Below are 26,363 nucleotides of genomic sequence, written 5' to 3' on the forward strand. Positions count from 1 at the left end.
TTAAACAGTGTCGTTACCGGATTCTTCTGTATTTTCGGTTACTTGTGCATTGCCATAAATACAGTGATTGCCAAAAACCCATGCACTACCAAACACATGGGCTTTGCCGTAAATCTTCATATTACCAGAAATCTTCGCTTTACCGAAAACCTGCGCATTGTCATAAACCTTGGCATTGCCAAAAATTGCGGCATTGCCATTAACCACGGCATTGCCAAAAACTTCAGTATTGCCAGAAACCGCGGCATCATCAGAAACTTGGGCGTATTCATAAACCTTGGCATCACCAAGAACCTTTGCCTTATCACAAACATTGGCATCACCATAAACCTTGGCATCACCAAAAATCTGTGCATGACCACAAACCTTGGCATTGCTAGAAACATGTGCATCATCATAAATCCATGCGTTCCCGTAAACACGGGCATTGTCATAAATACGGGCATGACGACAAACATTGGCATCATCAGAAACCAAGGCATCACCAAAAATTTGTGCATGACCACAAACCTTGGCATTATCACCAATCCAGCAATTGCCTTCATGACTTAAGTTATCTTCTTTTTCTATAAAGCCCCCTAGATCACCTTTTTTCACATCTCCAAAGTCTCGTAATGCTTTAATTCTATAAAGTGTTTTAAAGCCAACTTCGGTTGTCTCATCAGTTAATTCGTATTTTTTTCCATGATTTATTTCCTTTAAGTTAGACTCTTCCTTTGCCGCTCTTCAAAAGAACGGTATTGGTTGGTGTGATAATTTTTTGAGGAAAGGGGTGCTTTTAGAAGCGTACCGTATAGCTTGGGTAGTTTGGAAGGACATCCCAAGGAGTTAAACGGTGCTGTTCTTCATAGGTACCGTACATTTCATCTTCATATTTTTCTTCTGCAATCTCTTCTAAAATTTCATTGTAGATATCACTTTCGCGTATAAAGTAATGAACTTCTCTCTCCTCATAGAGATGGTCGATATTTTTTTTTACATATGCTTCTGCAATCTGTTCAGAAATGTCTTCACAACTCTTTTCAGAAGGATTTATACGGAAGATTTGTATAACATCATCTACCCCATCAACAATGCTTAGAATTTGGCTTGCATCAAGCGGTCCAGACTCTGCAATGTTTTGATCATCATCGCAGGCAAGTAATAAAATTTCATTAGAATTTATAAGCACTGGTTTGTTCACAACTACCTCCATAGAGCCTATTGGCAACCGTTAATTTTTACGATATGGAGAAATTAATACGTTTTTCGTAATGATGTGTCAATAGATAAAATACGAAAAACGTATTTTTATTTTTATAAACCTATTCAAATTTGTTTATTATCATTAATGTTAATGAGGTGCTTATGATAGAAAATATAAGAGAAAAGCAGCTATGCATCATGCTAAATAAATTAACTGAATGTGAAAAAAAAGCTTTTATGAACTTCTTGCTGCGAGCAGAGATTTTAAAAGATCCTCGACAATCTTCTTTTCAGAATCATTCGCTTGTGAATATAAATAAAGAAAATCATCAGAATAAGGTCCAGAAATAGGTGAAGAATCCTTAAAAAACTCCATAATCTTCACTAATTCATCAGCCTTAATATCTCTCATTTCCCTATTTGTATTAAGATTAATCATATTAGATATAGCTGGTCTTCTTATACCAAGATGGGCGGCGAGCTTAGCTTGGCTCCCTCGTCCCATTTTATCAAGCTCTTTTCTTATCCAAATTTTTAGCTCTTTTTGCCTAATCATAATTAAGTTTATTCCTTATTTTTAAAGTTCTTACAATATAAAAAATATAATGATACGTTTTTCGTATTGACTAAATATTTTGGATATCGTATTTTTATCGCTATGATAAAAACATATACGAAAACCGCAAAACTCATAATTGAGTATTTAGGTGGACATAAAAAAGTTGCCAATATTGTTAATCGCAATGTTATTGTGGTTAGAAAATGGGCTTATCCTTTTGAAAAGCGAGAGGGTAAAGGCGGAATTATACCTGCTAAATACCAAGTTATGCTTTTAAATTACGCGCGTGAACATGGGATAGATTTACGTCCTGATGATTTTTTTTATCCCGAGCGCTTGCAGACATTAATGCAAGAGCAGCGCCCCCCAATTACGAAAATTTGCAAGAGCTGCGGTGTTGAGAACACCGGCGATACTTTGCAGCCTTAAGGAGATCAGAATGATTTTAAATGAAATTTTATCAGAGATTTTATCAATAACAATTATTGCAATGTTACTTATCGACGTCGTGATGTTGGGTTTTGTTTTGTATTATCGCAACCAAGTTAAGGCGCTTAAAGAGCATATTGAAGATGAAGAATTTGCAGCTAGGGCTTTAAAAGAAGAACGCGAAGGAATTAGGGAGATCATTAGTGGATATGATGAGAATATAGAAAAGTATGAAGAGGAAATTAAAGAACTGAATCAAAAGATAGATGAGTATGAAAAAGCGTTCAAACGGAAAAATGATATTATATGCAGGCTAAATGCAGAAATTGAGAAATTGAACCAACAGAATAAACTGAATCCAGAGGATGAAAAAGAAGTTCAATCGCGTAATGAGGAAATTGAGAAACTTAAAAACGAGCTTAAACAGCGTGATGAAAAAATTAAGAAGCTAAAACAAGCGCATAAAGAAGCACTTCAACAGAAAGACATAGCTCTACACAGGCGATTTAAAGAAGTTCAATCCCGTGATGCAGAAATTGAGAGGCTTAAAGACGAGCTTAAAGAAGCGCTTGAACGGAAAGACATAGCTCTACTCTGTCAATTTGATGAAAATCAATCTCTTAATAAAAAGATTGAGCTGCTTAAAGACGAACTTAAGCAGCGTGATGAATCTGTAAAAGAAAAGTCTCAGAAGAATAAGAAGAAAAGTAAGTGAGGAGAAAAAAATGGCTTTAATAACAGCAGTTTGTTTATCTACGGCGGTCAATATTCAACTAGCTATTCAACTTTATTGTTTTGATAAAAAAATTCAAAAACTTAGAAAGGAGGTACATAAAAGAGATAAAATAATAGAAAAACAAGAAGAGAAAATTTACAAATTACCTTATTCTTGAGAATTCTCATCTTCAAAAGCGAGTAAAAACTCTGTCCAAAACTTGGTTTGAAGCACTCTTTCTGGATGATTTGATGAAGTGTGTTCAATATTCAATTTAGACACCTTTTTCTAGCTACTTTTAGAAAAAAACAATCTTATAAAACACGTTATGTATGGAGAGGGGAAGTGATTAGCACGATTCTTTGTTTTGATCTAGGGACGAAGACGGGGTGGGCGATGTGTGGAGGGAGTGGTGACATATTTAGTGGCACCGTTGATTTTAAATCACGCCGTTTTGAAGGCGGTGGGATGCGTTATTTACGCTTTAAGAGATGGCTTACAGAAATAAAGCAGACAGCAGGTCAAATTGACGCGGTTTATTTTGAAGAGGTGAGGCGTCATGTTGGAACCGATGCAGCGCATGTTTAGGGTGGTTTATTAGCAACGTTAACGGCGTGGTGTGAACATCATCAGATACCGTATGAGGGGATACCGGTTTGTACGATTAAGAAAGCGACAACAGGCAAGGGGAATGCGTCGAAAGAAGAGATGATAAAGGCAATGCGTGCAAAAGGACACGCGCCTTGTGATGATAACGAAGCGGATGCTTTAGCAATTTTACATTTAGTTAAAGAAAGGGAGAGCACGAATGATATCTATTAATAAAGTAGCGTGTGTAAAGTTTAGTACAGATAAGTTTTTAAAAGAGCTTATGGGTTTAAAAGCAACAGAGAAGGCAGTTTATACAACCCTTGTGTTGCTTATGAATGATAAGAAAGCGCCTCTTATGAATAATGCGTCTTATTTATCAAGTTGGTGTGGGTGTTCAGTAAGAACGTTTCAAAAGACATTAGAGACCTTAATAAGCACGGGTCATATTACGCGTTTAGAGAATGGTGGCTTATGGCATAAGTCACTCGCTTTTGATTTTGAGAGAGTAAACAAAGCTTCAGAGAACGCTTCGAGAGCAGCATTAGCAAGATGGGGTAAGAAAAGAGAGGAGGCAATGCATGTCAACTAAGTTGCCATGGACGAGGCTATTTTCTTCACAATGGATTGTTGATGTTAGTGGCATGAGTATAGTGGAGAAGGGTCTTTATATGACTCTTGTTTTATATATGTATGAAGAACGCCGCCCTATTATTGAAGATGCTCCAAAATTAGCACGGTGGGCTGGCTGTTCAGTAAGAATTTTAAAAAAGACATTAGACATCTTATTACGTGATGAGAAGATCATACGTTTAGACGATGGTCGTTTGTGGAGTTTAAAAGTTGAAGAAGAGCTTAATAACTGTAGTGAAAATTTAGATAAAGCTACAGAAAAGGCTTCCAAAGCAGCAAAAGCAGCAAAATTAAGATGGGATAAAAATAAAGATAAAAGTAATTATGATGTTAGTGCAATGCAAACGCAATGCGAACGCAATGCAAACGCAATGCGAAATGATGCCATTAACAATAACATTAACAATATATATAAAAAAAATAAAACTATCGTTTTATCAAAAAAAGAAACTGAGTTTGAAGATTTAGAAACAAGCGATTTGGTTGACGAGCCAATCGAGTGTGATGATGTTCAATCAGATCAAAACGCAACATCATCAGAAAACCAACCAATCATTCACGAGCAAAAAAGCGTTCCGAAAAAAGCAAAACGTGCGAAAGCTAATCGAGGTTGTCGATTGCCTGCGGATTTTGAACCCGATTACGATTTTGCAATCGAAGAGGGCTTGCCTCCAGAGCGTGTGAAAGTCGAAATCGCAAAATTTCGAGATTATTGGAATGCCAAAGCAGGCAAGGACGCACGCAAAACAGATTGGCAAGCAACATGGCGTAACTGGGTAAGAAAAAAAATTGAAGATTTAGAGAAAGAAAAAAACTATGGAAAACAAACCAATTATCAAACAGAACAACAGCGCGGCTGGAGTTATCGAGCTGCACAGCACATGTCCCATATCAAAAATTCAGATAGTGTGTACAAATTTTTATTCAAGGATGATGACAGAACCACCATTTCTTTGGAAAACGGGGCAAAAGCCATTGAGTGCAGAAGCGGAGAGAGTTACAGCATTGGTTACTGATGCTTTGCAAAAGCTTGAAAGAAAAGCAACTGAAGAAGAAATCCAAACAGCGTTTCTTGTCCTTTCAAATGGTCTCAAAAGCCCCATGGGATCAGATGAGAAAGCAACGGCGCTTGCGTATTTTTATGCTCTTGAAGGCATAAGCAGCTGGATATTGCAAACAGCAACAAAGAACGTTTTGAAAGGCAAAGCAGAGGGCTTAAACACAACTTTTATGCCATCAACAGCAGATTTTTATCGTTACTGCGAAAAGCTTGAAAGCGATATTCGTTACCAAGCAAATCGCATTCTTAAGAATCTTCAAAAGCCAGAAATCAAGAGCAAAAATCAAGAGACGACGATATCATCAGACCGTACAGAAAGAACCGAAAAGAGCCTTGAAGAGCTCTTAAATGGCATGGAAGAGGTTTTAAAGGGTATTGAATGATAAACAGCAAAATAGTGAAAAGTGCTGATGGTTTTGAGATTAGATATGGGTTTAAATAGCTAAAAAAGCACCGTACAGAACGATTTTAGATTTTTATGATAAAAACCACATTGAAAATAAAAACGCTACTGTACGGTCCAATTTGAGGCAAATAAACCCATAGGTAAAGTTATGGATTTAGACTAGGGGATATTAAATCAAATGTTTTTAAGAAATCGTAAATCAAGACAGCAAAAGAAATTTATTGCAACAGCGGTTGGATATGCACCATGGGGATTAGGGGTTACTGAGTATTTTTATAATCTTTACGAATATGGTGATGGAATGAGGGAATATGAGGAATTTGAAGGCGGTCAGTATCATGAGACGCCTGCGAATGTAGATTATAGCACGAAGGCTCAAGTGAAAGCGTGGATTTATGGTGGTTTGTTACCAAAAAACATTTTGAATTTTGAAGCATTGATAGACGAGGTAAATATGAAAATTAAAGAACGTACAAAGAATGATTGTTTGATTTGTGAGATCACGAATGATTTGGAGAGAGGCTACCCATTATCGAGTGAAGAGACGGACAGAGAGCTAGAAAAAGCGCTTGATATTCAATTAGGTAAGCATCAAAATGAAAAAAAGTGAAAAAAATAAAAAATACGTATTGACTTTAAGGGAAGGCTGGTTTAAGAAAGCATCAAGTGTGTAGAAACACTTGTGATAAGCGGATAAACTACGATAAGGTTTCTCCCATTTCTTAAAAATACTGGCTGTCTTTTATGCTTTAAGAGTATATAATGAATTTGCCGGGTGTGGTTATGTTATACAATACCCTTCCGAGGGGAAAGCATACAGCGGACTTATCACCGTGTTTCTAGCGCCCGGCGCCCTTATAGGGTCGTCAATAGAAACCTTTTTTTGATAAGGAGTTCCCTATGAACAATTTAGTAACAGTCAACAATAATGGTATTGCTGTAACAACTTCTTTAGCTATTGCAACAGGGGTTGGAAATAGCCATGCTACTGTTATTAGGCTTGTGCGTAAAAATATTAAAGATTTTGAAGAGTTTGGAAGGGTTGGATTTGAAATCGTACCCTTTAAAACAAAGGGTGGCTGGCAAAAAAGAGAAGTTGCCATTCTTAATGAATCGCAAGCAACTTTACTGATGACGTATATGCGCAATAATGACACGGTGCGTGCATTTAAAAAGGCGCTTGTTAAAGCTTTCTATGAATTAAAAAGCCAATCAACAAATCGTGATTTATTTTCTACAGAACATGATTTTGATGATTTTAATTATCTTCGTCAGTATGTTTTGACGAATTATCCTAAAATCATGGGCATCATATTTAGTCGTCTTGTGAAAATAGATGAAATCGAAAAAGAACTTGATCATTACAAATTGGTTACAACAGAAGCCAAGCGTGTTTTAACAAACGCTATTGCAAAAGCAGCGTAATAAAACAGCGGCGGTGCGGGGGCGCCTCTTTAAAACATCTCATTTCATTTACAAATTAATCGAATATTAGATTAGGAGCTACCTATGACCACTATAAATGTATCTAAAAAATATGAAATTACTGATGAAACACAACAAGTTTACGATGATGAGACTCGGCAACCTAAACACTTTTATCGCATTCGTGCATTAAGGGATTTTGATGATGTTAAGGCTGGGGATTTAGGTGGTTTTATTGAAAATGAAAGCAACCTCTCTCATGATGGCAATTGCTGGGTATATGATGATGCTATAGTTGCATATGATGCTATTGTTAGTGAAAATGCAAAAATACGTAATGACGCTTGTGTTGTTATGGAAGCAAGGATAGCAGGAAATGCAGTGGTTAGTGATAAAGCGCGGGTTCTTGAAAAGACTGCTTATGTTCATGGCAATGCAAAAATATGCGATAATGCAGTAATTTGTGGTGAAATTTATGGGAATGCCATTGTTTGTAATAAAGCTATGGTATCTCAAGAAGCAAGAATTTATGACAATGCAAAAATTTTAAATAGCGCTTGTGTTGCTGGCTTTATTTATGGGAATGCAAAAATATCGGGGTCAGCTTGTATTTATCCCGAGGCAGAGATTTATGATAATGCGTGCATTCAAGGAAAAGTAAAAGTTTATTTCTCTGTAAAAATTAATGGCAATACCGTTATTAAAGGCAATAGAAAAATTTATAAAGATATCGATGGTAGTGAACAAACTTTAGATAAAACAGCGTAAATAAGGGGCGGGGGGCTGTTTTATAGCAAAAAAGCCGTGTCATAAAGAACGCGGCTTTTGAGAATAGGATTCCAATAATACATCTTCTAAATACTAGAGAACATATTACACAAAACGTATAAAAACGCAAGCCTTAATATATAAAAACCGCATCAAAATAAATTGATACGGCTTTTATAGCTAATGAATCAAACAAAATAAAATTCATAATCAAATAGATCAATTTATAAAATACATACTTTGTGTATAAACGCAAGTTTGTTTTTATTTAAATTGAACCAATCAACATATTGTTCTATATTAAAAACATAGAAAGCGTAAAAAAACTTTCTGTTGCAACGTCATAATGGCGTTGTATTTAAACCGTTCCTTAGGTTTAAAACAATATACTTTTTAAAAATCGCTACAAAAGAAGCCGTGTCTTTAAAGATGCGGTTTTTTTTGTATCTCAACGCTTGTATTTTTACACATAATGTGCTATATTTTGTCTGAGATCTGAGAAATTGGAGAAGACCTTGTTATGTTTTTTACATAACAGGGTTTTCTTTTGTACTAGCTATAGATTTTTATTACATTCAAATAATAAAGCCGCGCCCCTTTATGAACACGGCTTCTGTTTTGCAATGCATTTCTGTTATCGTTATTCACAAGTTTACGAACATCTCTTTTATTACACAAAGCGTGCAAAATCACAAGCCTTAATACATAAAAACCGCATCAAAATGAATTGATACGGTCTTTATGCTCAAAATAATTAACGATTCCAATAAGCGATTAGATTAATCACAATAAAAGAACATCTCTTTTATTGCACAAAACGTGTAAAAACGCAAGCAAATAAGTAAAATAAAAATGGGATTCATTCTTTAGATTCAGTTTATTAAAACTATTTTTGTTTGTAATAATATAGCATAATGTGCTATATTATTGTTATGTATCAGTTATTTTTGTTTCTAAGTATTATTTCCCATAAAAAGGATAGCAAAGCAAATGCTTAATAAAGTGATGTTAATTGGTCATTTAGGTGCAAATCCTGAAAGCAAAACAATGTCATCTGGTATCGAGGTGGTCAATTTTCGCATGGCAACGTCTGAAAGCTATACAGACAAGGCAACCAATAAGAGAATAGACAAAACAGAGTGGCATTCCATTGTGGTGTTTAATCCACATCTTGCAAAAGTGGCTCTTCAGTATCTTAAGAAGGGTAGCAAAGTCTATATCGAGGGACGCTTACAAACCCGTAAATGGCAAGATAAAAACGGTAGTGAACGGTATGTAACAGAGGTCATATTGCCTCCTTACAAAGGTGAATTACAGCTTTTAGATGGTAAAAATAACGATGATCAAGAGCCGTCATCAGTTTATGCAAGCATTCACAGACCTCTTGATATGTCTACAAACGCTTTAAATGATGATGTTCCTTTTTAAACAGAAGGCGGTGTTGTGAAAAAAAATAAAAAGAGGGGACGCCCTAAGATTACAGGGCAGACAAGAGAAGCCAATGGTCGTATATCACGTGCAAAAGAACCGCGTGAAGCCATTGATAAATTGGCTATAGAAATGCGTGCAAAACGCTTCGGTTTAAGCTTACATGAGGCAAAAAATCCACTTGCTGGGTCTTATATAGGGCGGCTTTGCTTGCAAGGTATACTTACACAAGAGCAATATGACACCGCGCAACAGTACCTACAGATAAGGAACGATTATCTATGTGCAAAAGGATTGCCAAGCGCGATTTATGACGAAATGCCGTCATCTGCTGATGATAAGGCAAGGGATAAATGGGTAAAATTTGCAACAGAGAAGTTTTTAAACACGCAAGAGGCAATAAAAGAAGCGCAACATCTTTATAGACAGTACAATCTTTATGCTGCGCTACAGTACCTTGTTATAGAAGATCAAGAATTACCACTTGTGAGTTCACTACGGGTGGCTCTTAATACGCTTCAGAAGCACTTTTTACAAAAGTAGATACTATCAACCCAATATATAGGGAATGGCAATAACAGATAATGCCGTCATTATTGCGAATAAACATGCAGGAATCTTTAGTCTAAATCGCCAGAGTATGTTAATTGGGAGAGACATTATGGTAACGATTACGAAGCCTATTACGAACCATTCTATTATCTTATTTCTATTAAAATAATGTTTTAAGAATTCATTATATGTTTTTTCCTCTATAGCAGTTATTGTAAATTTATCTCTAGGGAGCTCGTTTAATTCATTAGAATAAATATAATCAAGAATTTCTTCTGAAGCACAAGTAACAAAAGATGATCGATTTTGTATGTCACGGAAAACAGGAATTTTGCCATCTAGACATAGATGTTCCGAAGAAGCATTTTTTGTTGACGGTTGACTACTTACATGACCAGTGAATAAGATACTTATTATCCCGAATAAGACAATTTTCTTTAAATATGGCATTAACATTAGATTTTATCTTTTTTTATTAATTACATTTTCATCTAATATCGATTCCCTTTGAAATTATCAATATGTGTTATTTTTATGTTGACAAAGTGTAGCAAATCGTATTTAATGACATTGCTGTACTTAGGTGTATTGTGTCTAATGAGGGTGATGTACAGTCAAAAATCCCCGCAAATGCGGGGTTTTTTATTATCTGGAGGGTGTATTTTATGACATCTGAAAATACAGAACAGGTTTTTCAAACAGCAAAAAAGTTGAGACCAGCGAGGGCAGGTATGGGGCGTGTCAAAGGCGTTCCGAATAAAAATACACGTCTTCTTAAAGAGGCAATTATTAAAGCAGCTGAATTGGCAGGCAATAAGTATGGCAAGGAAGGGCTAATTTCTTATTTAGAACAGCAAGCACTCAAATGCCCCGCGGCTTATTTAGCCTTGCTGGGTAAGATCTTGCCTTTGCAAGTGACGGGTGAGAATGGGGGCGCGATTAAGATCATAGGGCGTGTAGAAATTGCTCCTTTAACAATGAATGACGACAAGACAGATTAAGATTGTACCAAAGCTTATTCCACTTTTTGCAGGAGATGCTTTGGTGCGGGCAGCTTGGGGTGGACGAGGGTCTGGAAAGACAAGATCATTTGCCTTAATGGCGGCTTTAAAAGGCTATCAATTTGGTATGCAGGGGATATCAGGCACTATTCTTTGTGCGCGTCAGTTTCAAAATTCGTTGGCAGAAAGTTCCTTGGAGGAAATTAAGCGCGCTATTGAAGCCCATGATTTTTTAAAAGATTATTACAAAGTTGGGGAAGCTTCGATTAAGTCAAATGATGGTCGTATAGCTTTTCAGTTTTCTGGACTAGACCGCAATATTGCGAGTATCAAATCCATGGGGCGTATTTTGCTCTGTTGGGTTGATGAGGCAGAACCGGTTACAGAGACAGCTTGGCAGACGCTTATTCCAACATTGCGTGAAGAAGGAGAGGGCTGGAGAGCCGAGTTATGGGTAACATGGAACCCATTACGGGATAACGCACCGGTTGAGAAACGATTTCGCTTTTCAGACAATGAAGCGATTAAACGTGTAGAGATCAATTGGTCCGATAATCCGAAGTTTCCCAAGATCTTGAATGAAGCACGGCTTGATGATTTGAGATCCCGCCCCGAAACCTATAAGCATATATGGGAAGGGGCTTATCTTACAGCGGTACAAGGTGCTTACTACCAAAAGGAAATGTTAGCAGCCGAGCAAGAGGGGCGGATAGGGCGTGTTGCCCGTGACCCATTAATGCAGATACGGGCGTTTTGGGATATTGGGGGAACGGGAGCCAAAGCAGATGCCACAGCGATATGGATAGCACAATTTGTTGGCAGAGAGATCAGAGTGCTGGATTATTACGAGGCACAAGGGCAGCCCCTTTCAGAGCATATTGGTTGGTTACGAGACAATGGTTACGAGAAGGCACTGATGGTTCTCCCCCATGACGGTGCAACCAGAGACCGTGTGCATAATGTGAGTTTTGAAAGTGCTCTTAATGATGCGGGTTTTGAAACGCAAGTCATTCCCAATCAAGGGGCTGGTGCAGTCAAAATGCGGATAGAGGCAGTGCGCCGTATCTTGCCCTCCGTTTGGTTTCACGAGGAAACAACGGTAGCGGGTCGTAAGGCACTGAACTGGTATCATGAAAAATGGGATGAGAAGCGGGGGATTGGTTTGGGGGCAGAGCATGATTGGTCGAGTCATGGGGCAGATGCCTTTGGATTAATGTGTGTGGGTTATGAGCAACCGATACAGAAACATAAGAGACAAGCTTATAGCGGTAGAGAAGCTTATGAGAGTACGTCATGGATGGCAGAATGATGCATGATGAAGAGCATTTAGAGCAAGATAGCAACGCTTCAGATCTGTCGATAGAAGGCTTGTTTCGCAAGCTTGTGAGTTGGTACAAAGAAGATGTTGAGCATGTGAACAAATGGCGTGAGCATGCGCGTGAAGATTTTCGTTTTTACAATGGAGACCAGTGGAATGAAGCGGATTTAGCGGCATTAAAAGAGCAACGCCGCCCCGTTATGACTTTTAATCGTATTGCACCATTGGTCAATGCGGTTGTGGGGTCAGAGCGTAATAACAAACGTGAAGTACAGTTTATTCCCCGTCAAATAGGAAAAGCGTTGCCAAGTGAATTGCTTACGGGGGCAGCCGAATGGTTTCGCGATATGGCACAAGCCGAATATGCGGACTCGGATGCTTTCCAAGATGCTGTCATTTGTGGCATGGGGTGGACTGATACACGTCTTGATTATGAGAATAGCCTTGATGGCGAGCCGGTTATCACGCGTTTAGATCCATTAAAGATGGTTTGGGACAGCGCGGCAGTGCAACCGAATTTAACGGATGCACAACGTATGTGGTATGTGGACCGCAAGCCTTTGGAAGTTGCAAGGCAAATGTTTCCAAAATCCCATTGGAGTGAACTGAGTGCAGATTGGGCGAAGGATGGGAATATTTATGAAGGGGTTCATCATAACGACTCAGAGGCTTATGATGATGAGAGAGGCATTGATGTTGAAAACGGTCGACGGATGGTCACGCTCGTTGAATGTCGTTGGTTTGAAAACGAGCCATATTACAAAGCACCCGATTTAAGCACTGGAGAACTTCGTGATTATAGCGAGGAAGAATTTAAGCAACTTCAATGTATAATGCCCGATATTCAAGGAGCGGCTTTTAATAAAAAGGTGGTCAAGCGCGCTTTTTTAGGCAGAAAAGTTTTACTATGCCCCGATCAACCGATGGTTCCTGCTGGTCAATTGGGCTGGGAATGTATCACGGGTTATTTTGATAAAGTAGAGCGGCAATTTTATGGGGTTGTGCGTCCTACAAAAGATCCGCAACGGTGGGCGAATAAATATTTCAGTCAAGTGATGCATATTCTCAATAGCCAATCCAAAGGCGGGATTATGGCAGAAAGGGGGGCTTTTGAAGATGAAAGAGAAGCAGTAAAAAGTTGGAGTAGGGCAGATAGTATTACGGTTTTAAAAAATGGTGCTTTAGCAGGTGGCAAGATCCAACCCAAGCCCGTAGCACAATTTCCAACGGGTTTTTTCCAATTGTTTAATGAGGCGAAAGAAGCGATTAACCAAGTCACAGGATTATCACCAGAGTTTATAGGAACGCGAGAAGTTTCACAAGCAGGGGTTTTGGAGGCACAACGACGTCAGTCCAGTTTAAATCTGCTTGCTTGTCTGTTTGATGGCTTGCGTTTGTATCGCAAAAGGCAAGGCAAGCTTATTTTGCACTTGATCCAGAATTATCTGTCTGATGGTCGTTTGGTGCGAATTTCTGGAGAGGAGAATGCGCAATACATTCCCTTAACTCGTGAAGCAGTGATGAGTGTTGATTACGATATTGTGGTAGATGATGCGCCAACCAGTCCGAATGAGAAAGAACGGACCTTTGGCATTATTACGCAATTGTTACCATTGCTTCAAAATGCGGTTACACCGGATATCATGCTTGATTTGTTGCGTTATTCACCCTTGCCTGCGTCACTGCTTAATCGTGTGAGTGAGAAGGTTCAACAACAGCAGCAAATGGCTTACCAAGCCCAACAACAGATGACTCCAGAACAAGAAATGAAGTTGCAAGAAAAGCAGCAGGACATAGCAGCGAAAAGCCAAATGCAACAGATGGATTTACAAGGAAAGCAGATTGAATTGTTCATGCGTCAAAAGAGAGCAGAATTGGATTCAGAGTTGATGCAACAGAAACATGAACTTGAACGGCAACGCATAATCAATGAACAGATGCAAAATCAGATCATGCGAGAGCGAGCGGCAACGTACAGAGGAAGAAGCATTTGAGAAAGGTGAAAGAATGAATGCAGAAATGAATGAAGGACTAAATGAGGACTACAGAGTTGGAGCACCGGTGTTTGATGATGAAGGCTCTTTTGATGCCGTCAATGATGTGGAAACGGTTGAGAGCCATGATGTCACGGCTCCGGAGCCGATTGCAGAGCCCGTTGAACAGCCTTCAGAAATTGTCCCTATAGATCGGCAGCGCGCTGTAGAACAAGCCAATCAAGCCCGTGAAGCACTTGTCAAGTTTTATGAACAGCAACCCCAAGCGCCAATGGTTGAAGGAGAAGGTGCGCCTCCAGATTTACGTGAGGACCCTGTCCGTTTAGTGTCGTGGATGTTAGATAGGATTCAAAAGCAAGATGCGTATATTAGAGCACAACAAGATGTGCAAAGACAAGCGATTGAATATCAAGAATTCAATGGACATTTGAATCAGTTTTTAGAAAATTCTGTTGCGTCAGTTAAGGATAAATACAGTGATTTTGATGCAGCGGCAGACTTTCTTTATGAGACGCGTGCAAAGCAGTTAAATGCATGGTCTTCTGTTTATCCAAATTATGCGCAAAAAAGCACGATAGATGCGATTATAGGGGATGAATTACGTACCATTGTCGCGACGTGTGCACAAAAAGGCGTTAATCCGGCAGAAGAGCTTTATCGGATAGCGCAAAATCTAGGGTATCAGAACCAAGCGGTGCAAGTCAATGATCAAATTGCAGCGCTCCAGAGTCGGCAGAATTCTGCGAGAACCTTAACGGCATCTGGTGGTGGGGGTGTAACAGGTCCTATGACTAAACAAACTCTTGCCAATATGTCAGAGAAGGAATTTGATGCTTGGATAGCCAATCCAAAGAATGAAGCACGTTTTTATGAAATTATGGGTGCAGATCCCGATTAGGCAATAAGTTTTACAGCATAATCCGCCTTTGATGCGGGTTTTCCACCGGCTTTAAGCCGGTTTTTTTACAGCAAAGAAAGGTAAAATAAATGGCAACAACACATATAGGAACCCATGATCCACAATCAGTGAAATTGTGGTCACAAAAATTAAGTAATGAAGTTTTGAAGGCAACGAAAATTGCCCCCTTGATTGGCAAAAGTTCAAACAGCATTATCCAGCTTTATAATGAAACCCATAAGAGTGCAGGGGATAGCGTTACATTCAGTTTGCTGGTGAATCTGTTTGGGGATGGTGTCACTCAAGGTGAAACCCTAGAAGGCAATGAAGAAGCGCTTCAATTTATGAATGATAGGCTGGTCATTAACGAGCTCTTACATGCAGCGCGTGTAGCCAATGATGACTCGATTGATCAACAGAGAATACTCCCGAATTTACGCAAGAAAGCCAAAGAAGGCTTGGTTCGCTGGTATGCCAATCGTTTAAGCATCATGTTCTTCCTACAGGTGTGTGGTTATACAGCGCGTACGATCAATGTTGATGGTCGAGAAGTGTACATTAAACCGGTTCATTACGGCTTTAATGAAATCATGGCACCAAGCAGTAAGCGCATTATTCGTCCAGATGGCAAAACCAATGATGAAGATCTCAATGAGAAAGCCAAACATAGCTTTAGCCTTAAATTGATTGATGAAGCGGTTAAACAAGCTAAACTAGCTAATCCTCAAATTTCTCCGGTTCATGTTAATGGTGATGATGTTTACGTTCTCTATTTGCATCCCACTCAAGTGATGCAGTTGCGAACCAATACAGCAGCCGGTGAATGGTTAGATATTCAAAAATCGGTTTATGCAACCTCTCGTGCGAAGAACCCAATCTTTGATGGTTCTCTTGGCATGTATAACGGGGTTGTTTTACGCGAAGCAATCCATGTCACCCATGGTGTTAAATCGACCGATCATACAGCGGTCAAAAGCGTGCGTCGTGCAGTGTTCTTGGGAGCGCAAAGTGCGATTATAGGTTTTGGTAAAAATCACAGTGCAACGCATTACACACTCAAAGAAGAATATTTTGATTATGAACGTGAATTTGGTGTTGCAGCGAAGACCTTGATAGGAATGAAGAAAACTCGTTTCCAAATGCCAAATAGTGCACAAACAGCACAAGATTTTGGAACGATTGTCATTCCTACCTACAGCGGTGAAGCAGCATAATTATTAAGGAGGAAAAAAGACATGGCAAATCATTTACCACCTCCATTACAAGGGAGAAATCTTCACACGCAACAGGTGAGTTTCTTACGGTTGAACATATCGCATAAAGATAAACATCTCACAACGAAAATAGGAACTCTCCCTCGTGGTGCTTTGATCACGTCGATGAAAGCATTTGTTAAGACGGCGTTTTCAGAAGCGAAGTTGAAGATTGGCAGTACCGATGGGGGCAATGATTTTAGTGAAAAGGATATCAAAGCCCAAGGAACACAAGATTTTACACCAACAGATCAAAAGGTTTTTATTGCGAATGATAAGGAGGTTACTCTTTATGCCACCCGTGATAAAACCACGGATGCTGGTGAATGTGTTGTGGTCGTACAATTTGTGACAAATCATTAAGGGGATCAGACATGGCAGATCATTTACCACCTCCGTTACAGGGGAGAAATCTTCATACCCAGCAAGTAAGCTTTTTGCGGCTTAATTTTAGCTACAAAGATAAAGAGAATGCACTGAGAATAGGCATTTTGCCTCGAGGGGCTTTAATTACTTCGATTAAGGTATTTGTTAAAACAGCCTTTTCGGACACGAAAGTGAAAATAGGCAGCACGGCTGGAGGGATTGAGTTTGGTGAGGCAGAAATCAAACAACAGGCAGTCAAAGAGGTCAAACCCACCAACCAAAAGGAATTTGTTCCTTATGATGAAGAGCTTACTCTCTATGCTAAAGCTGATAAGACAGTCCAAGCAGGTGAAGCAAGTATAGTCGTTGAATTTGTGACAAATCACTGAAATTAAGGGGAAAGATCTATTAATTTCCCCTTATTTTATGAATTGCAAGATTGTACAGAGAGTTGCAAATTAAGGGCAGATAAGACAGCAACTAAGGTAGAAAGCTTGGGGTCTCCCGTTTTACTTAAGGAGCGGTATAATCCACTACGTTCACGATTGGTTTCTTTTGCTAAGGCACTCATATTTTGGGCTCTAGCAACGATACCAAGGGCATCTGCGATATGAGCGGCATCACCGGTTTTAAGAGCTTCATTGAGAAAAATTTGTTGTGACTCAATGTCTTTAAGATATTTTTCAGGTTCAAATGGGGTTATTTTCATCACTGTACTCCTCTTTTAATTTTAACGCTTGTTCAATATCTCTTTGCTGCGTTGATTTATCTCCACCGCATAACAAAAGGATAAAATCAGAGCCTTTTTGGGTAAAATAAATTCTGTAACCAGCCCCATAGTGGATACGTAATTCACCTATGCCATTAAAGAATTTAACATCACCGAAAAGTCCTTGTTTTAAGCGTACAACACGCTGAAGAATAATAGCCTTAACGCTTTTATCTTTAAGTTTCTTAAGCCAAGTATCAAATTCTATCGTTTTATGAATGAGTATCATTAGTGCACTATAATGCACATAATATGGAGTGTCAAGTTCGTTTCAATTAGGGAAAGGTATTTTAATGGCGCGTCATTATATTCGGGTTAGGACGGGCGGACCGATACCTGCTGGTCAAAATGTTTATCGTCATAGAAAAACGCTTTCACACATGGTGTCAGTCATTCAAGATGAGATTGATGACGTTGCGGATGAATATGTAGCGCAAATCCAAGAAAGTATTTTTGCTGCCATTCGTTTTTGTGAGAGGGAAACTTTTTACTTTAACGAAAGCCGCGATGTGGTATTTCAAACAAGGGCGGGGCAAGGGGCTTATGATGCAACCGATACCCGCCATATCGAAACAGCTGTTAAAATCAAAAGCGTTTACTTGGGTTCTGATGAACATCATAAGTTTGCCTTGGCGTGTAAGGACCATGTTTCTTTAGAGCCTTTATTGCGATCAGAACAGCAAGGAACGCCGGTTTGTTACAGTTACTTTGATAGGAAATTGCATCTTTATCCTACACCGGACAGAGCCTATCAAATTCAACTCATTCTCTCTCCATTGCGCTTAGCAGAGATAGAGAGTGTTGATGAAGAGCATCTATGGTTTGTGCACGCGTTTGATTTGATTAAGGCGCGTGCAAAATATGAGTTGTACAAGAATATCCTTAAAGATCCCGATTGTGCAACGGCAGCTTACAATGACTTTAAGGAGCATTTGCATGAATTGCGTGCAGAGACCTCTCAACGTCATAACGTCACCCGCATAATTCCAACGGATTTCTAACATGGTTTATTTTCCTATAGCCGATTATCGACCGGATATTTCGGTTGTCAATGGCAGCTTTACAGATAGCCTTGTGAATGTTTTACCGGCAGATGGCGGTTACATTCCTATGCCGAGTGCAACGATTGTTTCTAAGGTTCCTTTGGAAGAAAAGCCGTTGGGTTGTATAGCTTTTAGAAGTGGCAATGGTGTTAAGATTATTGTTGGAGGTAAGCAAAAGCTTTATAGTTATGACAGTCAAACGCAGGGTTGGAAAGACATCAGTCAAAGTGGTGTGACGTATCATGCGCATGAAGATAATCAATGGTCATTTGCTTTGTTTGGTCAAAGAGTTATTGCGGTGAATAAAAATGACAAACCGCAAGTCTTTAATACCCACAGTTCTGAAAGATTTGAAGATTTAGGGGGCAATCCACCGAAAGCCGGATTGGTGAAGGTTTGGGGACCTTTTGTTTGTTTGATGCAATTGACAGATAATCCCAATCGCATTCATTGGTCTGGTTTGGATGATGCAACCCATTGGACTGTTAAGCAGAAAAATTGTGATTTTCAAGATTTTCCGGATGGAGAATATGTCCAAGGGGCAACAGAAACGACCAATCCGCTCATTTTTATGCGTTCTGCTATTTATGCAGGAACCTTTGTTCCAGGTTCTAAGATAGTGTTTACGTTTCAAAAGATTCAAGACAAGCGAGGCGCGCGCAGTGCAGCCTCTATAGCTTGTCGAGGCAGTGACACCTTTTTTGCGAGTGATGGTGGCTTTTATCAGATGAGTTTGGATGGTCAACTTTTGCCGATAGGCTTTGAAAAGGTTGATAGAACGGTTTTTAAAACATTTGATAAGTTTGCTCTTGATGAGATGCAAGGGGTTATAGACCCCGTTGATAACCGGATTTACTGGTCTTTAAAGAGAGGTAACAACGAGCAAACTACCTTTATTTATGATTGGGGTTTGCAAAAGTGGTCGACGATACAAGGAAAGCCTTTCACATTTTTTCCAGTCTTTACGACAGGTTATACTTTAGAACAATTGGATGAGATTTCGATCAATCTTGAGTCCTTACCGGCTTCTTTAGATAGCCCTCGTTGGCAAAGTGGTGCGCCTATCCTTGGGGCTTTTGATGATCAAAATCATCTTGTTATGTTTACAGGAGCCCCAATGGAGGCAACGGTTGTTTCGCAAGAGATGGGGGCACCGGATGGAAGTTTTAGCTTTATTACAAAAATGTTTGCAGAAGTTGATACGACGCAAGGTCTTTTAAGCATTGGGGAAAGAAGATTGCGCAATCACGATACGCCGATCACATGGCATAAGGAGAGGATATGTTCTTATGTCACAGGTGCTTATCATGGACGTTCACGCAATCGTTATCACCGTTTTAAATTGCGCATTCCCGAATATGAATCTTGGACGATGATTACGGGTTTTAATGTTGATTTACGTCCTTTAGGCAGAGGATAATGGCAAAAGTCTATTTGACCAGTTCTTGGGATTTGGAGCGTATAGCCCCATACTTTGAAGAGATCATTGCGTCATTGAGTGATTATGTAGAGCGTTTCAAACATGAAGTTACGTTACAAGAACTGATTGAAGCCATTTGCAGTGGCAAGAAACAGTTGTGGCTTGTTTTGGATGATGACGAGCGATTTTTAGCGGCTGTTACAACCCAGATACAACAGACAGTTTTAGGAAAGAAGCGCGCCTTGATTTGTGAATGTAGTGGTAAGGGCGTTCTTGATCAAGTTGACAATTTGAAAGTTGCAGAGGATTGGGCGCGTGAGAATGGCGCCTTCGAGATAGAGATTTTAGGGCGTCTTGGTTGGAAGCGCGCCTTAGACAAGCAAGGTTATGGCATAACGATGCTTTATTACAGGAAGGAATTATGACATGGGGAGCAAGACACCGACAACGACAGAACAGAAGCAGGTGCAGACGAGCGCTCCGCCTTCTTGGATGCAGAATGTTTTTAAGCGTGGTGGTGCAGATGCCTATCAAATGTATAACACAGGGATGGGTGGTAATGTTTATGGTGGTCCGCGTGTTGCGCCGTTAAGTGATCAGACGCGCTATGCCATTGGTGGACTTGGAAGTATACCTCATCATTATCAAAACCGTTCTTTGATGAATACGATCTACAATCCAACGTCGGCAGCAAATAATCTTGGAAGAATGGCTTCTGGCGGTATGGTTGGACAGAATTCCTCTTTTAATGCCGCTCTTCAAAATAGTTTAGACCGTGTAAGAGATACGATTAACAGTTCTTTTGCAGGTGCAGGTCGTTATGGATCTGGTGCACATACAGATGTATTGGCAAATGAACTTAGTGCTTTGTCTACAAGTGCTACAGCAAACCAGTATAATCAAGATGTACAGAACATGATGCAAGCCAATGCAATGATTGATCAAGCCAATCAAAACCAGTTGGGAGCTTCGAATAACTTCTTACAAGGTTATGGTAATGCCTATTCTAATGCCATACAGGGAGGAGGCGTGCTTGATAATTATAATCAACGGCTTGTTGATGCCAATCGCGAACGTTGGCTGGAGCAGGACAATAGCGGTTGGAACAGACTGAACATGTTGATGAATGCCGGTCATGGTTTTGCAAGAAATTACGGTACGACGACGAATAACAGTACGAATTCTCTGGTGCAAGGCAATAATCCTTGGAGGAATGTAGGAACTGTAGGTTCTCTAGCGCTTCAGGCAGCACCAATGGCTTTTGGTTATATGATGGGTGGTCCAGCAGGAGCGGCAGTAGCAGCAGGAATGTCGAAAGAAGTCATCGAACTTCTTCGTAAGAAACAATAACTGAAGAATAATTAAACAATAGCTTTGTAGGAGAGTGTGATGGTTGCACCGATAATCCCAATGGCTTTAGTGGCAGGAGCGAGATTTGCACCGCATATTATGCGATATCTTTATCCCAGATTGGCTCCAAAAGCGGTTACAGGGGCGCAAAGATTGGGACAATTCATGAAAGCAAATCCAAAGAGTGTTATATCTACTGCTGCGGGGATGACTCTCGCCCCTTTGATGGCACCAGAGGAGGTTCAAGCCCCCTCCAACCCCTATTTACAAAATATGCAGCAGCCATATGGACCATTTATGCCCTCTACGGCTCTTAAAACGGAAATGCCTCTTGGTGTAGGCAATCATCCACCTATGCCAAATCCACTGGAGGAATCCTTACAAGAACTTACACCTAAAGTTGATGTTCCCCAAACACAACCATTGCCACCTACATCACAAACACCGCCTTCTGAACCAACAGATTTAGAAAAGTTTTTACAATCCAATACTTATAAGTTTTTTCAATCAGATGCTTATAAAAAGCTTCAAGATCTTTTTGCAGGCATGTCGGCAGCACCCTCCGGTGGTTCTGGATGGGATGCGCTTGCAAGTGGTGTGAAGCATCTTAATGAAGGCGATAAACAAAGAGGGCAGGTTAACCAAACCGTCGAGTATCTAAAATCCAAAGGCTACAGTGAAGAAGAAGCTGCTGTCATGGCACGTAACCCTCAAATGCTTAGTGCACTGCTAACAGGTGGTAAGACCCCAGAAGGCTTTCAATCGTATACCAATCCAGAGACAGGTGAACTTGAATATAGACCGGTTAAGGGGTCTATGCAGGAACTTGAATATAATCAGAAGAAAAAAGAAATAGAAGAGTGGGAAATAAATAAGAGAAACGCTGCTGCTATAGCAGCAAAAGAAATTGATAACATTATGGGTACAGTTAATGATGCTCTTAAACTTATAGATGAGAACCCCGATAAGGTTGCAGGTATAATTGGTTCACTCGCTCTGCTTGTTCCAGGATCTGATGCAAACTCATTAAAAAAGAAGTTCAAACAGCTTGAAGGTGGTATCTTTACTCGAGTGATTGAAACAATCAAAAAACAAAGTGAAAATGGCTCATTGGGAGTAGGACCGTTATCTAATGAAGAAAGCGCGCGGTTGGTAGCATCTTATGGTTCTTTGGATATTAGCGATAAACCTGAAGAACTACATAAAACGCTCTTAAAAATTAAAGATATGTTTGATCTTTTTAAACAACTCAATGATGAGGAAATTTATAGGTTATCAAAAGGAATGGAAGTAAGACCGCGTTCAAATCCCTCTGCTCAATATTCTAATCAGTCGATATCGCAAGGAGGCGGTGCAAACTTGCCAACGATAAGTAGCAGGGAAGAGCTATATAATTATCCTCCTGGAACAGTGGTTGATTATAATGGTACTCCAGTATATAGGGAGGCAAAAAGATGATGAACAATAAGCGTTACCGACCAGGAGATCGTGTACCAGAACTTGGTGATGATGTTTATGTAGCTGATTATCCTCTTAAACACAGCAATTCAGGAAAACATTATCGACCAGGAGATCGTGTACCAGAGCTTGGTGATGATGTTTATGTAGCCGACTATCCTTTATATGTTGAAGGATTACAAAATACAGCAAATCAATCAAGAGTAACAGATGATTTTTCATTTGATGATAAAGATCTTACGTGGTGGGATGCACTAAGGAGTCATGGTGCATCTGGTTTGACAGCAGGATATAGTGATGAGATACAAGCGGCGAATGAAGCGGGTTTTATGGATTATTGGAGAGGCGATAAACGGGCAGAAGAGATTTACAACAGAAGGATAGCAGAAGAGCGCGCTTACCTAAAAGCCTTGGAAAAGAAACATCCAGTGTTGTCTTCTATTGGTTATATTGCTGGTTCGTTTGTACCAACAGCACTTTCATTTGTCCCTGGGCTTGGACTTTTGAGAGTAGGTGCTGCGGCATCAACATTTGGAAATATTGGTAAGGCGGCAATTTTAGGAGCGGGTTCTGGTGCTTTACATGGTTCTGGTGCGGGAGATGGTCTTTATGACCGCCTTGCTTCGGCAGGGATTGGTGGTGGTATTGGAGCAGTTGCTGGTCCTGTTGGTTCTCTTGCTGGTACAGGAGCTTCTTGGGGATTAAGAAAAGCGGGACATGGATTGCAACAGGTTCCTTTTGTAAGAAGGCATTTTAATCCTGCTTATAAAGACGTTCAAACCAAAGCGGTTAGAGAAGTTGCAAAAACATTATATGATGATGGTGTTGAGAATGTTGCAGAACGCCTTGCAAGTGCGCCGCGTCACGCATTTTTGACAGATATTAGTCCGAATTTAGAAGTATCACTTGCTAATATGGGAAAAACAAATACGCGCGTTTCTGAACTTTTGAAACATGCTCATGGGGAAAGGGTACAGAACGCTATCCGCCGTATTGGTCAATCGGCAGATGAAAACATTACTCCTCTCCAAGATACGAAAGTTTTAAAAAGGGCGCTTGAAGAGCAAGGGAAAAGAGAATATACACCTCTTTATGCACAAGCTTATCGTACTCCAATAGGAAAAAGGTATTATCCAGCTCTTAATAGGCTTTTTAAAAATCAATGGTTTCAAGATGCTCTCAAAGAAGCAGTTGATACTTTAAAAGGAGACCCACGAAAAGCAATTGCTCAACGATTTTATAATAAAGATTTTCCCCATATTAACTATAAGCCTACGATGGAATTATTAGATCAAGCTAAGAAGTCTCTTGATGATCTTCGCGACAAGTATAAAAATTTTGGTGATAATCAAAAGTCTTCAGGGTACCAAATGCTTAAGAACAATTTGGTAAAGATAACGGATGAAATCTCTCCTACCTATAAAGCAGCCCGTAGTAGTGTAGCAAAATATGAAGGTTTTGAAGAAGCGATACAACAAGGCAAAAGAATTGCAGAAAAAGATATTTCAGGAGAGGGAATAGCCGAAGGACTTCGTAAAGGAGCGATGCCGAATGGTCTTAATACCTATCACGTAGGGATAAGGGATTATATCGATGATATATTAAAGAAATCCCGCTCTGTTAATAGACTTTCGAATATTTTACAAACGGAGAGCATGTCTGAAAATCTTAGCAGATCTTTAAGTCCTACAAACGTTAAAGCGTTTAGAAAAGCTTTAGATGATGAAAGATTTTATCAAGATGCGGCGCAAAGATCACTAAAGCCGTTTCAAGGAACACCAGAGGCTTCTGTTCTAGAAGGAGTTCGCTTACCGCACGGAAAAGTTAGTGCAGCACATGAAGGGGCAAAAATTACTCAAAATATTTTATCTGATACGATTAAAAAATTGCCTCAAAAAGAGAGACAAATATTTGAAAGTGATATAGCAAAGTTAGCAACTTTTGGCGTTAAAGGTATGACCCAGCAAGAAGTAGCTCAAATGGTACAAAGGTTCATAAATTGGCATAAAAAGGGAGTTTTGACTGAGAAGACAATGCATTTCATTTCTTCGGCATTGATGGGAGAAGCGGGCAGATTTGCAAGGAGCAAAATCTATGGCTAGATATAACCCTTCAGTTGATCAAGCGATACGTCAAGCAGCGGTGCGGTATGGCTTGCCGGAAAGCTATTTATACCGTGTTGCGCAAGTTGAAAGTGGCGGTAATCCCAATGCAAGGAATCCCCGTTCTTCTGCGGGTGGGTTGTATCAGTTCATAGACAGCACCGCTAAGCAATATGGCTTACAAGACCGTTTTGACCCCATGCAGGCAGCCGATGCCATGGGGCGGTTTACGCTTGATAATCGCAACCATTTAAGCCGTTTGTTGGGAAGGGCGCCTACAGATGCGGAACTGTATTTAGCCCATCAACAAGGAGCAGGGGGAGCAGCGCGGCTTTTGCAAAATCCCCATGCCAATGCAGCGCAATTGGTTGGGAGCAATGCGGTTGGTTTGAATGCAGGCAATAACGCAATGCGCGCAAGTGATTTTGTTAATCGTGTATTTCAGATGTATGGTGGACAGCCTTATAGAGCAAGCCCTATCGCACGGGGTGGTATGGGCGATAGAGAGAACTTGCTGGAGGTTTTACGGGTATTACTAGCGTCACAGGAAGAGCCTTTGGAAGAAGAAGAGCGTGAAGATGATAATCCTTTGATGACGCAATTCATGCGGGCATTTTACGGAGTTTAGGGGTCACAAATATGTCAACGATTTATGATTGGTCGCTAAGAGCGGCGGATAACACGCGCGCAGATGATTTGATTGATTGGTCAGAGGGACAACACCCTAACACAGTCAATAACAGTGCGCGTGTGATGATGCAGCGTGTCAAGGAATACTTGTTAGACATGGGTGGAACACTTGAAGGGATTGTGACGAATGATCATGTCCAACGAATAAGTACGATAAGGCTTGAAAGCCAATCACAGTTTTTAGAATACAAGAATGGTATCGTTTTACGCTTTATGGCGATGGATAAGAATATTGGAGCGACGACAGTTTTTCTGAATGCTTTAGAGGGCAAGCCGGTTTATAAAGCGACCGCCTTAGGGATTGGTCCTTTATCGGGCGGCGAAATCCAACAGGGATGCATTTATACATTGGTATTTAGTGGAGATCATTGGCACCTTGTTAATCCCACCTCTATCCCTTTAGAAGAAGAACTCAGTCTTTATCCTACTGGTTTTATCGGAACGTTTGCGATGCGTGATCTTCCAACAGGTTGGTTACTCTGTGATGGAAAGGCTTATTCGCGGACTGATTATAGTGATCTGTTTTCTGCGATAGGGACGGTTTGGGGAGAAGGGAATAGTGTTACGACGTTTAATGTTCCGGATTTTCGGGGGATGTTTTTACGAGGTGTTGATAGCGGTCGTCATATTGATGAAGGGCGTTCTTTTGCAAGTGTGCAAACAGATTTAATGGAGTCACACGAACATCAGGGGCAAAGTCTTTCCTTTCCCCATTTTACGAGCAATGAAGATTTTTGGGATGGGAATACGACGGCTGTTTTGGGGTACCGTCTAGGATTGTTTGGAGGGGGGGCTCTTGCAAACTTTATGGGAATAGAGCGTGAGAATTTAGGGAGCTATATTGCAAGCCCCTATGCTCTTGATGAAGATCAAGAGGTTGACTTGAGAAACTCTGGTGAAGGAGAGACGCGTCCAGTGAATGTTTCTGTTCTGTATGCGATTAAGACATGAGG

Annotated in this window: 31 protein-coding genes and 1 pseudogene; 27 read left to right on the top strand and 5 right to left on the bottom strand. The window is 40.1% G+C overall.

The genetic code is table 11. From position 1 onward, the window contains the following. The 3 genes from NNJ73_RS05950 to NNJ73_RS05960 all read right to left on the bottom strand — a co-directional run bounded on the left by NNJ73_RS05950 (position 1) and on the right by NNJ73_RS05960 (position 1,741). Positions 1–597 carry a hypothetical protein gene (locus NNJ73_RS05950; RefSeq protein WP_254493112.1) on the bottom strand — a complete coding sequence of 199 codons (597 nt, stop codon included), beginning with the start codon at positions 595–597 and terminating at the stop codon, positions 1–3. 181 nt (positions 598–778) lie between these two features. Next, on the bottom strand, positions 779–1,183 hold the full coding sequence (locus NNJ73_RS05955; protein WP_254472619.1) for a hypothetical protein: 405 nt from the start codon (positions 1,181–1,183) through the stop codon (positions 779–781). A gap of 237 nt (positions 1,184–1,420) precedes the next feature. Continuing rightward, positions 1,421–1,741: a helix-turn-helix domain-containing protein gene (locus tag NNJ73_RS05960; RefSeq protein WP_254472617.1), complete on the bottom strand. Its 321-nt coding sequence runs from the start codon at positions 1,739–1,741 to the stop codon at positions 1,421–1,423. Positions 1,742–1,843: 102 nt separating this feature from the next. On the opposite strand from NNJ73_RS05960, the gene NNJ73_RS05965 reads away from it, so the two are divergent. The 19 genes and pseudogenes from NNJ73_RS05965 (at position 1,844) to NNJ73_RS06055 (ending at position 16,967) form a co-directional block, all read left to right on the top strand. Further along, on the top strand, positions 1,844–2,173 hold the full coding sequence (locus NNJ73_RS05965; RefSeq protein WP_254473848.1) for a hypothetical protein: 330 nt from the start codon (positions 1,844–1,846) through the stop codon (positions 2,171–2,173). Positions 2,174–2,183: 10 nt separating this feature from the next. After that, positions 2,184–2,888 (top strand): hypothetical protein, encoded by a 705-nt coding sequence (locus NNJ73_RS05970; protein WP_254473263.1) that lies wholly within the window; start codon positions 2,184–2,186, stop codon positions 2,886–2,888. Positions 2,889–2,898: 10 nt separating this feature from the next. Continuing rightward, a complete protein-coding gene (locus NNJ73_RS05975; RefSeq protein WP_254473262.1) occupies positions 2,899–3,066 on the top strand; it encodes a hypothetical protein in 168 nt (55 codons plus the stop codon). A gap of 167 nt (positions 3,067–3,233) precedes the next feature. After that, positions 3,234–3,710: pseudogene (locus NNJ73_RS05980) on the top strand (crossover junction endodeoxyribonuclease RuvC). Then, entirely contained in the window at positions 3,697–4,068 is a 372-nt protein-coding gene (locus tag NNJ73_RS05985) for a DUF1376 domain-containing protein (RefSeq protein ID WP_254473258.1), read from the top strand. Before NNJ73_RS05980 ends, NNJ73_RS05985 begins: the two are co-directional and overlap by 14 nt. Continuing rightward, positions 4,058–5,125, top strand: a complete 1,068-nt coding sequence (locus NNJ73_RS05990; protein ID WP_254473255.1) for a DUF1376 domain-containing protein — start codon at positions 4,058–4,060, stop codon at positions 5,123–5,125. Before NNJ73_RS05985 ends, NNJ73_RS05990 begins: the two co-directional genes overlap by 11 nt. Next, a complete protein-coding gene (locus NNJ73_RS05995) occupies positions 5,085–5,552 on the top strand; it encodes a hypothetical protein (RefSeq protein ID WP_254493114.1) in 468 nt (155 codons plus the stop codon). The genes NNJ73_RS05990 and NNJ73_RS05995 overlap by 41 nt, the downstream gene beginning before the upstream one ends. A gap of 201 nt (positions 5,553–5,753) precedes the next feature. After that, on the top strand, positions 5,754–6,185 hold the full coding sequence (locus tag NNJ73_RS06000; protein ID WP_254493116.1) for a hypothetical protein: 432 nt from the start codon (positions 5,754–5,756) through the stop codon (positions 6,183–6,185). Positions 6,186–6,475: 290 nt separating this feature from the next. Beyond that, positions 6,476–7,000, top strand: a complete 525-nt coding sequence (locus NNJ73_RS06005; protein ID WP_254493118.1) for a Rha family transcriptional regulator — start codon at positions 6,476–6,478, stop codon at positions 6,998–7,000. Positions 7,001–7,084: 84 nt separating this feature from the next. After that, complete coding sequence (locus NNJ73_RS06010; protein ID WP_254493121.1) at positions 7,085–7,768, top strand: hypothetical protein; 684 nt, start codon at positions 7,085–7,087, stop codon at positions 7,766–7,768. 990 nt (positions 7,769–8,758) lie between these two features. Then, positions 8,759–9,196 carry a single-stranded DNA-binding protein gene (gene ssb / locus NNJ73_RS06015; protein ID WP_254473245.1) on the top strand — a complete coding sequence of 146 codons (438 nt, stop codon included), beginning with the start codon at positions 8,759–8,761 and terminating at the stop codon, positions 9,194–9,196. A 15-nt stretch (positions 9,197–9,211) separates the two neighbouring features. Then, the gene (locus NNJ73_RS06020; RefSeq protein WP_254493123.1) at positions 9,212–9,739 is read left to right on the top strand and encodes a hypothetical protein; all 528 of its coding nucleotides are present in this window, start codon (positions 9,212–9,214) and stop codon (positions 9,737–9,739) included. 674 nt (positions 9,740–10,413) lie between these two features. Beyond that, positions 10,414–10,749: a hypothetical protein gene (locus tag NNJ73_RS06025; protein ID WP_254492208.1), complete on the top strand. Its 336-nt coding sequence runs from the start codon at positions 10,414–10,416 to the stop codon at positions 10,747–10,749. Continuing rightward, positions 10,730–12,058, top strand: a complete 1,329-nt coding sequence (locus NNJ73_RS06030; RefSeq protein WP_254493125.1) for a PBSX family phage terminase large subunit — start codon at positions 10,730–10,732, stop codon at positions 12,056–12,058. The genes NNJ73_RS06025 and NNJ73_RS06030 overlap by 20 nt, the downstream gene beginning before the upstream one ends. Continuing rightward, positions 12,043–14,061, top strand: coding sequence for a portal protein (locus tag NNJ73_RS06035; protein WP_254492206.1), 2,019 nt, complete (start codon positions 12,043–12,045; stop codon positions 14,059–14,061). Before NNJ73_RS06030 ends, NNJ73_RS06035 begins: the two co-directional genes overlap by 16 nt. A 13-nt stretch (positions 14,062–14,074) precedes the next feature. Further along, entirely contained in the window at positions 14,075–14,959 is an 885-nt protein-coding gene (locus NNJ73_RS06040) for a hypothetical protein (RefSeq protein WP_254492205.1), read from the top strand. Positions 14,960–15,048: 89 nt separating this feature from the next. Beyond that, positions 15,049–16,173 (top strand): N4-gp56 family major capsid protein, encoded by a 1,125-nt coding sequence (locus NNJ73_RS06045; RefSeq protein ID WP_254492204.1) that lies wholly within the window; start codon positions 15,049–15,051, stop codon positions 16,171–16,173. 21 nt (positions 16,174–16,194) lie between these two features. Continuing rightward, positions 16,195–16,575 (top strand): hypothetical protein, encoded by a 381-nt coding sequence (locus NNJ73_RS06050; RefSeq protein ID WP_254473233.1) that lies wholly within the window; start codon positions 16,195–16,197, stop codon positions 16,573–16,575. 11 nt (positions 16,576–16,586) lie between these two features. Further along, a complete protein-coding gene (locus tag NNJ73_RS06055) occupies positions 16,587–16,967 on the top strand; it encodes a hypothetical protein (RefSeq protein WP_254473231.1) in 381 nt (126 codons plus the stop codon). Positions 16,968–17,002: 35 nt separating this feature from the next. Here NNJ73_RS06055 and NNJ73_RS06060 read toward each other — a convergent pair whose 3' ends face one another. Together NNJ73_RS06060 and NNJ73_RS06065 are read right to left on the bottom strand one after the other, a co-directional pair. After that, a complete protein-coding gene (locus NNJ73_RS06060; protein ID WP_254493127.1) occupies positions 17,003–17,287 on the bottom strand; it encodes an addiction module antidote protein in 285 nt (94 codons plus the stop codon). Further along, positions 17,268–17,576, bottom strand: coding sequence for a type II toxin-antitoxin system RelE/ParE family toxin (locus tag NNJ73_RS06065; RefSeq protein WP_254493129.1), 309 nt, complete (start codon positions 17,574–17,576; stop codon positions 17,268–17,270). Before NNJ73_RS06065 ends, NNJ73_RS06060 begins: the two co-directional genes overlap by 20 nt. Positions 17,577–17,640: 64 nt before the next feature. On the opposite strand from NNJ73_RS06065, the gene NNJ73_RS06070 reads away from it, so the two are divergent. Genes NNJ73_RS06070 through NNJ73_RS06105 form a run of 8 tightly spaced genes read left to right on the top strand, consistent with a single transcriptional unit; the run spans position 17,641 to position 26,361 of the window. Then, positions 17,641–18,348 carry a hypothetical protein gene (locus NNJ73_RS06070; protein ID WP_254493132.1) on the top strand — a complete coding sequence of 236 codons (708 nt, stop codon included), beginning with the start codon at positions 17,641–17,643 and terminating at the stop codon, positions 18,346–18,348. Position 18,349: 1 nt separating this feature from the next. After that, positions 18,350–19,810, top strand: a complete 1,461-nt coding sequence (locus NNJ73_RS06075; protein WP_254493134.1) for a hypothetical protein — start codon at positions 18,350–18,352, stop codon at positions 19,808–19,810. Then, positions 19,810–20,235, top strand: coding sequence for a hypothetical protein (locus tag NNJ73_RS06080; RefSeq protein WP_254493135.1), 426 nt, complete (start codon positions 19,810–19,812; stop codon positions 20,233–20,235). Before NNJ73_RS06075 ends, NNJ73_RS06080 begins: the two co-directional genes overlap by 1 nt. Before the next feature lies 1 nt (position 20,236). After that, the gene (locus tag NNJ73_RS06085; RefSeq protein ID WP_254493137.1) at positions 20,237–21,160 is read left to right on the top strand and encodes a hypothetical protein; all 924 of its coding nucleotides are present in this window, start codon (positions 20,237–20,239) and stop codon (positions 21,158–21,160) included. 39 nt (positions 21,161–21,199) lie between these two features. Beyond that, positions 21,200–22,618 carry a hypothetical protein gene (locus tag NNJ73_RS06090; protein WP_254493139.1) on the top strand — a complete coding sequence of 473 codons (1,419 nt, stop codon included), beginning with the start codon at positions 21,200–21,202 and terminating at the stop codon, positions 22,616–22,618. Beyond that, the gene (locus NNJ73_RS06095) at positions 22,615–24,720 is read left to right on the top strand and encodes a glycine zipper family protein (protein WP_254473217.1); all 2,106 of its coding nucleotides are present in this window, start codon (positions 22,615–22,617) and stop codon (positions 24,718–24,720) included. The genes NNJ73_RS06090 and NNJ73_RS06095 overlap by 4 nt, the downstream gene beginning before the upstream one ends. After that, positions 24,713–25,348: a transglycosylase SLT domain-containing protein gene (locus tag NNJ73_RS06100; protein WP_254492188.1), complete on the top strand. Its 636-nt coding sequence runs from the start codon at positions 24,713–24,715 to the stop codon at positions 25,346–25,348. The genes NNJ73_RS06095 and NNJ73_RS06100 overlap by 8 nt, the downstream gene beginning before the upstream one ends. Positions 25,349–25,359: 11 nt before the next feature. Beyond that, positions 25,360–26,361, top strand: a complete 1,002-nt coding sequence (locus NNJ73_RS06105; RefSeq protein WP_254492187.1) for a phage tail protein — start codon at positions 25,360–25,362, stop codon at positions 26,359–26,361. The last annotated feature ends 2 nt before the right edge of the window (positions 26,362–26,363 follow it).

This window comes from Bartonella sp. B1099 (assembly GCF_944801835.1).
Lineage (GTDB): Bacteria > Pseudomonadota > Alphaproteobacteria > Rhizobiales > Rhizobiaceae > Bartonella.

Excerpts from the sequence above, each read along its gene's own strand:
- NNJ73_RS05975 (WP_254473262.1), top strand. The coding sequence starts at position 2,899 with ATGGCTTTAATAACAGCAGTTTGTTTATCTACGGCGGTCAATATTCAA.
- NNJ73_RS06010 (WP_254493121.1), top strand. The coding sequence starts at position 7,085 with ATGACCACTATAAATGTATCTAAAAAATATGAAATTACTGATGAAACA.
- NNJ73_RS06055 (WP_254473231.1), top strand. The coding sequence starts at position 16,587 with ATGGCAGATCATTTACCACCTCCGTTACAGGGGAGAAATCTTCATACC.
- NNJ73_RS06100 (WP_254492188.1), top strand. The coding sequence starts at position 24,713 with ATGGCTAGATATAACCCTTCAGTTGATCAAGCGATACGTCAAGCAGCG.
- ssb (WP_254473245.1), top strand. The coding sequence starts at position 8,759 with ATGCTTAATAAAGTGATGTTAATTGGTCATTTAGGTGCAAATCCTGAA.
- NNJ73_RS05970 (WP_254473263.1), top strand. The coding sequence starts at position 2,184 with ATGATTTTAAATGAAATTTTATCAGAGATTTTATCAATAACAATTATT.
- NNJ73_RS06080 (WP_254493135.1), top strand. The coding sequence starts at position 19,810 with ATGGCAAAAGTCTATTTGACCAGTTCTTGGGATTTGGAGCGTATAGCC.
- NNJ73_RS06085 (WP_254493137.1), top strand. The coding sequence starts at position 20,237 with ATGGGGAGCAAGACACCGACAACGACAGAACAGAAGCAGGTGCAGACG.
- NNJ73_RS06075 (WP_254493134.1), top strand. The coding sequence starts at position 18,350 with ATGGTTTATTTTCCTATAGCCGATTATCGACCGGATATTTCGGTTGTC.
- NNJ73_RS06105 (WP_254492187.1), top strand. The coding sequence starts at position 25,360 with ATGTCAACGATTTATGATTGGTCGCTAAGAGCGGCGGATAACACGCGC.
- NNJ73_RS06070 (WP_254493132.1), top strand. The coding sequence starts at position 17,641 with ATGGCGCGTCATTATATTCGGGTTAGGACGGGCGGACCGATACCTGCT.
- NNJ73_RS06040 (WP_254492205.1), top strand. The coding sequence starts at position 14,075 with ATGAATGCAGAAATGAATGAAGGACTAAATGAGGACTACAGAGTTGGA.
- NNJ73_RS06065 (WP_254493129.1), bottom strand. The coding sequence starts at position 17,576 with ATGATACTCATTCATAAAACGATAGAATTTGATACTTGGCTTAAGAAA.
- NNJ73_RS05960 (WP_254472617.1), bottom strand. The coding sequence starts at position 1,741 with ATGATTAGGCAAAAAGAGCTAAAAATTTGGATAAGAAAAGAGCTTGAT.
- NNJ73_RS06005 (WP_254493118.1), top strand. The coding sequence starts at position 6,476 with ATGAACAATTTAGTAACAGTCAACAATAATGGTATTGCTGTAACAACT.
- NNJ73_RS06000 (WP_254493116.1), top strand. The coding sequence starts at position 5,754 with ATGTTTTTAAGAAATCGTAAATCAAGACAGCAAAAGAAATTTATTGCA.
- NNJ73_RS06090 (WP_254493139.1), top strand. The coding sequence starts at position 21,200 with ATGGTTGCACCGATAATCCCAATGGCTTTAGTGGCAGGAGCGAGATTT.
- NNJ73_RS06050 (WP_254473233.1), top strand. The coding sequence starts at position 16,195 with ATGGCAAATCATTTACCACCTCCATTACAAGGGAGAAATCTTCACACG.
- NNJ73_RS06035 (WP_254492206.1), top strand. The coding sequence starts at position 12,043 with ATGGATGGCAGAATGATGCATGATGAAGAGCATTTAGAGCAAGATAGC.
- NNJ73_RS06030 (WP_254493125.1), top strand. The coding sequence starts at position 10,730 with ATGACGACAAGACAGATTAAGATTGTACCAAAGCTTATTCCACTTTTT.
- NNJ73_RS06025 (WP_254492208.1), top strand. The coding sequence starts at position 10,414 with ATGACATCTGAAAATACAGAACAGGTTTTTCAAACAGCAAAAAAGTTG.
- NNJ73_RS06095 (WP_254473217.1), top strand. The coding sequence starts at position 22,615 with ATGATGAACAATAAGCGTTACCGACCAGGAGATCGTGTACCAGAACTT.
- NNJ73_RS05990 (WP_254473255.1), top strand. The coding sequence starts at position 4,058 with ATGTCAACTAAGTTGCCATGGACGAGGCTATTTTCTTCACAATGGATT.
- NNJ73_RS06045 (WP_254492204.1), top strand. The coding sequence starts at position 15,049 with ATGGCAACAACACATATAGGAACCCATGATCCACAATCAGTGAAATTG.
- NNJ73_RS05965 (WP_254473848.1), top strand. The coding sequence starts at position 1,844 with ATGATAAAAACATATACGAAAACCGCAAAACTCATAATTGAGTATTTA.
- NNJ73_RS05985 (WP_254473258.1), top strand. The coding sequence starts at position 3,697 with ATGATATCTATTAATAAAGTAGCGTGTGTAAAGTTTAGTACAGATAAG.
- NNJ73_RS06060 (WP_254493127.1), bottom strand. The coding sequence starts at position 17,287 with ATGAAAATAACCCCATTTGAACCTGAAAAATATCTTAAAGACATTGAG.